The sequence below is a fragment of the Actinoplanes sp. NPDC048791 genome (assembly GCF_040650095.1).
In the GTDB taxonomy this organism is placed as follows: Bacteria; Actinomycetota; Actinomycetes; order Mycobacteriales; family Micromonosporaceae; genus Actinoplanes.
On the sequence record NZ_JBEZGQ010000618.1, the window covers coordinates 1 to 5,157 of the forward strand.

6 protein-coding genes are annotated in these 5,157 nt (G+C 73.7%); 4 read left to right on the plus strand and 2 right to left on the minus strand.

Annotated features, from left to right (window positions below):
* Positions 1-226: LuxR C-terminal-related transcriptional regulator (locus AB0C29_RS32755; protein ID WP_360828433.1), on the plus strand; the 226-nt coding region annotated here is incomplete at its 5' end.
* Here the strand turns inward: AB0C29_RS32755 and AB0C29_RS32760 are convergent.
* Positions 223-945, minus strand: coding sequence for a Stf0 family sulfotransferase (locus tag AB0C29_RS32760; protein WP_360828436.1), 723 nt, complete (start codon positions 943-945; stop codon positions 223-225). The two genes, AB0C29_RS32755 and AB0C29_RS32760, sit on opposite strands and share 4 nt — an antisense overlap.
* A gap of 123 nt (positions 946-1,068) precedes the next feature.
* On the opposite strand from AB0C29_RS32760, the gene trpB reads away from it, so the two are divergent.
* From trpB to AB0C29_RS32775, 3 genes are read left to right on the plus strand one after another with little or no spacing between them, the layout of a single operon-like run.
* Complete coding sequence (trpB, locus tag AB0C29_RS32765; protein WP_360828439.1) at positions 1,069-2,229, plus strand: tryptophan synthase subunit beta; 1,161 nt, start codon at positions 1,069-1,071, stop codon at positions 2,227-2,229.
* Positions 2,226-3,029 carry a tryptophan synthase subunit alpha gene (gene trpA / locus AB0C29_RS32770; RefSeq protein WP_360828442.1) on the plus strand — a complete coding sequence of 268 codons (804 nt, stop codon included), beginning with the start codon at positions 2,226-2,228 and terminating at the stop codon, positions 3,027-3,029. Before trpB ends, trpA begins: the two co-directional genes overlap by 4 nt.
* 28 nt (positions 3,030-3,057) lie before the next feature.
* Positions 3,058-3,726: a GntR family transcriptional regulator gene (locus AB0C29_RS32775; protein ID WP_360828448.1), complete on the plus strand. Its 669-nt coding sequence runs from the start codon at positions 3,058-3,060 to the stop codon at positions 3,724-3,726.
* A 37-nt stretch (positions 3,727-3,763) separates the two neighbouring features.
* Here the strand turns inward: AB0C29_RS32775 and AB0C29_RS32780 are convergent, their stop codons facing one another.
* Positions 3,764-5,008 (minus strand): tyrosine-protein phosphatase, encoded by a 1,245-nt coding sequence (locus AB0C29_RS32780; protein ID WP_360828445.1) that lies wholly within the window; start codon positions 5,006-5,008, stop codon positions 3,764-3,766.
* Positions 5,009-5,157 lie beyond the last annotated feature (149 nt).

The window sequence follows — 5,157 nt, forward strand, 5'->3', positions numbered from 1 at the left end:
CGGCCCGCGGCGGGACCGGGCCCGGCACCGGCTGGCGGGCCTGACCGAGCGGGAACGGGCGGTGGCGCTGGCGCTGGGCCGGGGCTGGTCGAACGCGGAGATCGGTGCCGAGCTGGGGATGAGCCTGCCGACGGTGAAGGGCCACGTGTCGCGGCTGCTGGCCAAGCTCGACCTGAACAACCGGGTGCAGGTGGCGCTGCTGGTCCACGACGCGGAACTGCTCTAGCGGGCGGTTTCCGTCCGGTATCGCGCGGCCCATTCCTCGTTGAGCCGGTCGGCCTGGCGGCGGTGCCGGGGCTGAATCGGCCGGCCCGCCTCCGGGTCGAGGCCCAGGAAGGTGAGCACGCCCCGGGTGGTGCCGGTCAGGTCGGCGGTGAGCTGCTCGTAGGTGATCTCGTGCGGGGTGATGCCGTACCGGGCGAACCAGGCCCGCCAGGCGGCGGTGTGCTCGGCCACGGTGTCCAGCAGCTCGGTGATGCGGGCCTCGACGTAGTGCGGCTCGGCCGCGGTGCCGTCCGGGTCGCCGGCCCGCCAGGCGCTGGTCTGCTCCGCGCGCAGCCAGGACACCGCCTGGGCCAGCTCGTCCTCGCGCCGCAGGTGGACGAAGCGGACCGGCCCGAACGCGGCCTCCAGCACCGCCAGGTCCCGGCCCTCGGTGGCCGGCGCCAGCTTGGCCACCAGCTCGTCGAGGGTGCCCCACATCAGCTTGGCGCCGAAGACCCCGTTGGGCGTCGTTCCGGCCGCGCGGGCGGCCCGCACGAAGGCGTCATAGTCGAACGCCGGGTCGGCCGGGCCGGGAATCCCCCAGCGGTCCGCCCACAGCTGCTCGTCCGGTCGCCGGAAGTACGACTCCGGGGTGCCGGCCAGCCCGGTCGACGCCAGCAGGCCGAGGAGCAGGGAACTGCCGGTGCGCGGCGTCGCGCAGACGAAGTAGGACTCGGTCATCACCCGAGCCAACCCGTTGGTGACCCACGCGACAACCGAAATAAAGTTCTAGAACTCTTCAGTCCGCTATGACACACTCATCCAAGAGTTATAGAACTTTGGAGGCACACCGTGACCGTGGTCATGCGCGAACCCACCGCCGGCGGGCGCTTCGGCGAGTACGGCGGCAGATACGTCCCCGAGTCGCTGATCCCCGCCTGCCTCGCCCTGGAAGAAGCCTTCCGCGACGCCTGGGCCGACCCGGCGTTCCGGCAGGAGCTAGACGGCTACCGCCGCACGTACGCCGGACGGCCCACCGCGCTCACCGCCGCCCGCAACCTCTCCGCCGAGCTGGGCATCACCCTGCTGCTCAAGCGCGAGGACCTCGCCCACACCGGCTCCCACAAGATCAACAATGTGCTCGGGCAGGCGCTGCTGGCCCGGCGGATGGGCAAGACCCGGCTGATCGCCGAGACCGGGGCCGGCCAGCACGGCGTCGCCACGGCCACCGCGGCGGCGCTGTTCGGGCTGCGCGCCACGGTCTACATGGGTGAGCGCGACATCGAGCGCCAGGCCCTCAACGTCTTCCGGATGCAGCTGCTCGGTGCCGAGGTCGTCCCGGTGACCAGCGGCAGCCGCACCCTCAAGGACGCCACCAACGAGGCCATGCGCAGCTGGGTGTCGGCCGTCGAGGACACCCACTTCTGCCTCGGGTCGGTCGCCGGGCCGCACCCGTACCCGTGGATGGTCCGGGAATTTCAGCGGGTGATCGGCGAGGAGGCCCGCGGGCAGGTCGCGGCCGAGCTCAGCACCGGCATCCCGGACGTGGTCGTCGCCTGCGTGGGCGGCGGCTCCAACGCGGCCGGCACCTTCGCGGGCTTCGTCGACACGACCGCGCGGCTCGTCGGCGTGGAGGCGGCCGGCGGGGCGGCGGTGTCCGGCGGTGAGCCGGGGGTGCTGCACGGCTCCCGGTCCCTGGTCCTGCAGGACCGGCACGGGCAGGTCGCCGAGGCGCACTCGATCGCCGCCGGCCTGGACTACCCCGGCGTCGGACCGGAGCACGCACAGCTCGGCGGACTGGGCCGGGCCCGGTACGTGACGGTGACCGACGACGAGGTGCTGGTCGCGGTCCGCCGCCTGGCCGAGCGCGAGGGCATCATCTGCGCGCTCGAATCGGCGCACGCGGTGGCGTGGGTGCTGCGCGCGGCCGGGACCGCCGAACTGCCGACCGGCTCGACGGTGCTGCTGACCCTCTCGGGCCGCGGCGACAAAGACATGGCTCAGCTGATGGAGGGACTGCGATGACGACCACGCTCAGCGCCGCGCTGGCGGTCACCGGACGGCCGCTGCTCGTGCCCTACGTGACCGGTGGCATCACCGCGAACTGGACGGAGCTGCTGCTGGCCTGCCAGGACGGCGGGGCGGACGCGATCGAGGTGGGACTGCCGTTCTCCGACCCGATGCTGGACGGGCCGACCATCCAGGAGGCCTCGGACCGGGCCCTGGCCCGCGGCGCCACGGTGGAGTCGATCCTCGCGGACCTCGCCGCCACGCCGCTGCGGGTGCCGGTCGTCGTCATGACGTACGCGAACCTCGTTCTGCGGATCGGGCTGCCCGCGCTGGCCGCCGCCGGGGTCACCGGCCTGATCGTGCCGGACCTGCCGCTGGAGGAATCGGCGGCGACCGAGGCCGCCGCGGCGGCCGCCGGCATCGACCTGGTGCTGCTGGCGGCCCCGTCGACCCCGGACGACCGGCTGCGCGAGATCTGCGCCCGCAGCCGCGGCTTCGTGTACGCGATCAGCGTCATGGGCACCACCGGCGAACGAGCCCAGCTGGCCGGCTCGGCGGCGACGCTGGCTGCCCGCCTGAAAGCAGTCAGCGACCTGCCCGTCCTCATCGGCTTCGGCGTGTCCACCCCGGCGCAGGCGGCCGAGGCGGGACGCGCCGGGGACGGCGCTGTGATCGCGTCGGTGCTGATGCGTAGGGTTCTCGACGGAGCCACGGCGGCCGAGCTCGCCGCCGACGTCGCCACCTACCGCACCGCACTCGACCTGGGGGTGTCTCCTGGAACGCCGCACGCCGAAATATCGGGTCATCGCGGCTGACCTGACCGCGAAGATCCGCGGTGGCGAGCTGCCGCCCGGCTCGGCGCTGCCGCCGCAGAAGGAGCTCAGCGCCGCGTACGGGGTGACGCTCGTGACGCTGCGGCAGGCGCTGCGGCAGCTGGAGGCCGACGGCCTGCTCTCCCAGCAGCCGGGGCGGGGCACGTTCGTGGCGTCGCCCAAGGCCACCTACCGGCTCGACTCGCTGCGCGGGCTGGCCGAGGATCTGCGGGCCCAGGGCCACCCGGTAAGCACCGAGATCCACGGCCAGGGCCTGCACCGCCCGCCGGCCTGGGTCGCGGCGCAGCTGGGTCCGGGCCGGATCCTGCGGCTCGAACGCCTGCGCCTGCTGGCCGGGCGGCCGGCGGTGCACCAGCTGTCCTGGGTGCGCCCGCCGGTCGGCGCCTTGCTGCGCACCGCCGACCTCAGCGACACCTCCCTGTACGCGGCGATCGCCGAACACGGGGTGGTCGTGCACCGCGCCTCGGAGGTGCTGCGCCCGGAGGTGCTCACGGCGCCGGTGGCGGAACTGCTGCGCCGGCCCGAGGGCACGCCGGTGTTCGTCTCGGACCGGATCACCTACGGCCTGGACAACCAGCCGGTCGTGGTGGACCGGGCGACGATCCTGGGCTCGGTGATGGAGGTCCGCACCGAACGCGCGGCGACCGGCCTGTCGGTGCAGTGGACGTCGTCGTCCTGACCGCGCTACTGACCGGCTGAGCTACTGACCGGCTGAGCTACCGACCGGCTGACGGCCGCCGGGCCACCAGGTACGCCTGCGGCACCGTCTCGACCACGCCCAGATGCTCGGCGGGTTCGCGGATCGTCCGCAGCACCAGGTCGAGCCCGGCGTCGGCGAGCAACGCCTCGACGGCTTCGGGACGGCGACGGTAAAAGCTGATGTCCCGGCGGACCACGATCTCGTCGCCGGTCTGAAACGCCAGGATCACCGGTGCGCCGGGCGTCAGCACCCGGTGGAACCCGGCGAACACCGCCGGCAGCTCCTCGTCGGGCAGGTTGATGATCGAATACCAGGCCACCAGCCCGGCCAGCGACGCGTCGGGCAACGGCAGGTCCGTCATGGAACCCACCCGGAACCGGACGTGCGGGTGGTCGCGGCGGGCGACGGCGACCATCTCCGGGGAGAGATCGATGCCGCTGATGTCGAGGCCCAGGCCGTGCAGATAGGCGGTTGTGACGCCGGGCCCGGAACCGACCTCGACGACCGGGCCGGGCGCGGCGCCGACGAGCTCCGCGAAGCCGGCCAGCAGCGCACGGTCCCAGATCCGGGTGGGCAGGTCGTCGCGGAACTGCTCGGTGTACCAGTCGGCGACGGCGTCCCAGCCCGCACGGGTCTCGGCGAGATGGGCGGGCTCGCGCAGGCGTTCCCGGACCGCGTCGAGGTGGTGCTGCTCGACGCCGATGCCGCGCAGGTAGTTCTCGACGCCGCCGTACGCCTGCTCGGCGTGGGCCAGAGTGTTGATCATCGTGGCGGCCGGGCAGTCCTCGGAGCGCGCGTAGTCCTCGGCCACCACCTCCGGGCCGACCCCGGCGACGGTCAGGGCGAGGGCGACCAGGGTGCCCGTCCGGTCCCGGCCGCCGCGGCAGTGCACGAGCACGCCGCCCGGGGGCGCCTCGGCGATCGCCCGGAAGGCGGCCGCCACCCGGTCCTGGTTGTGGTCCAGCAGCGGCCCGTAGGAGTCCGCCGGATACTCGTAGTCGGTCACCTCCATGAGCATCGACACGTGGGTGTAGATCGGGTCACCGGCGAACGGGCTGGGCTGCTCGGCGAGCTCCGCGGGCCGGCGCAGGTCCACGATCCGCGACACCCCGGCGGCGCGGACCGCGGCGACGTCGGCCGGGGTCATCGCGGCGTGGTGGTCGGAGCGCAGCAGCGCACCGTCACGGATCCGGCCACCGTCGAGAGTGGGCAGTCCGCCCAGGTCGCGGGCATTGCGGCAGGCGGGCCAGTCGAGGATCACCGGGCGGGCTCCGTTTCGGCGGCGAGGCGGTCAAGGCGGTCAAGGCGGTCAAGGCGGTCGAGAAGCTCACCCAACAGGGCGGCCTCGCCCGCGGTCAACCCCGTCCGTTCGGCCGCCGGCGCGGCCCGCAGCGTGACGGCGGCACCGGC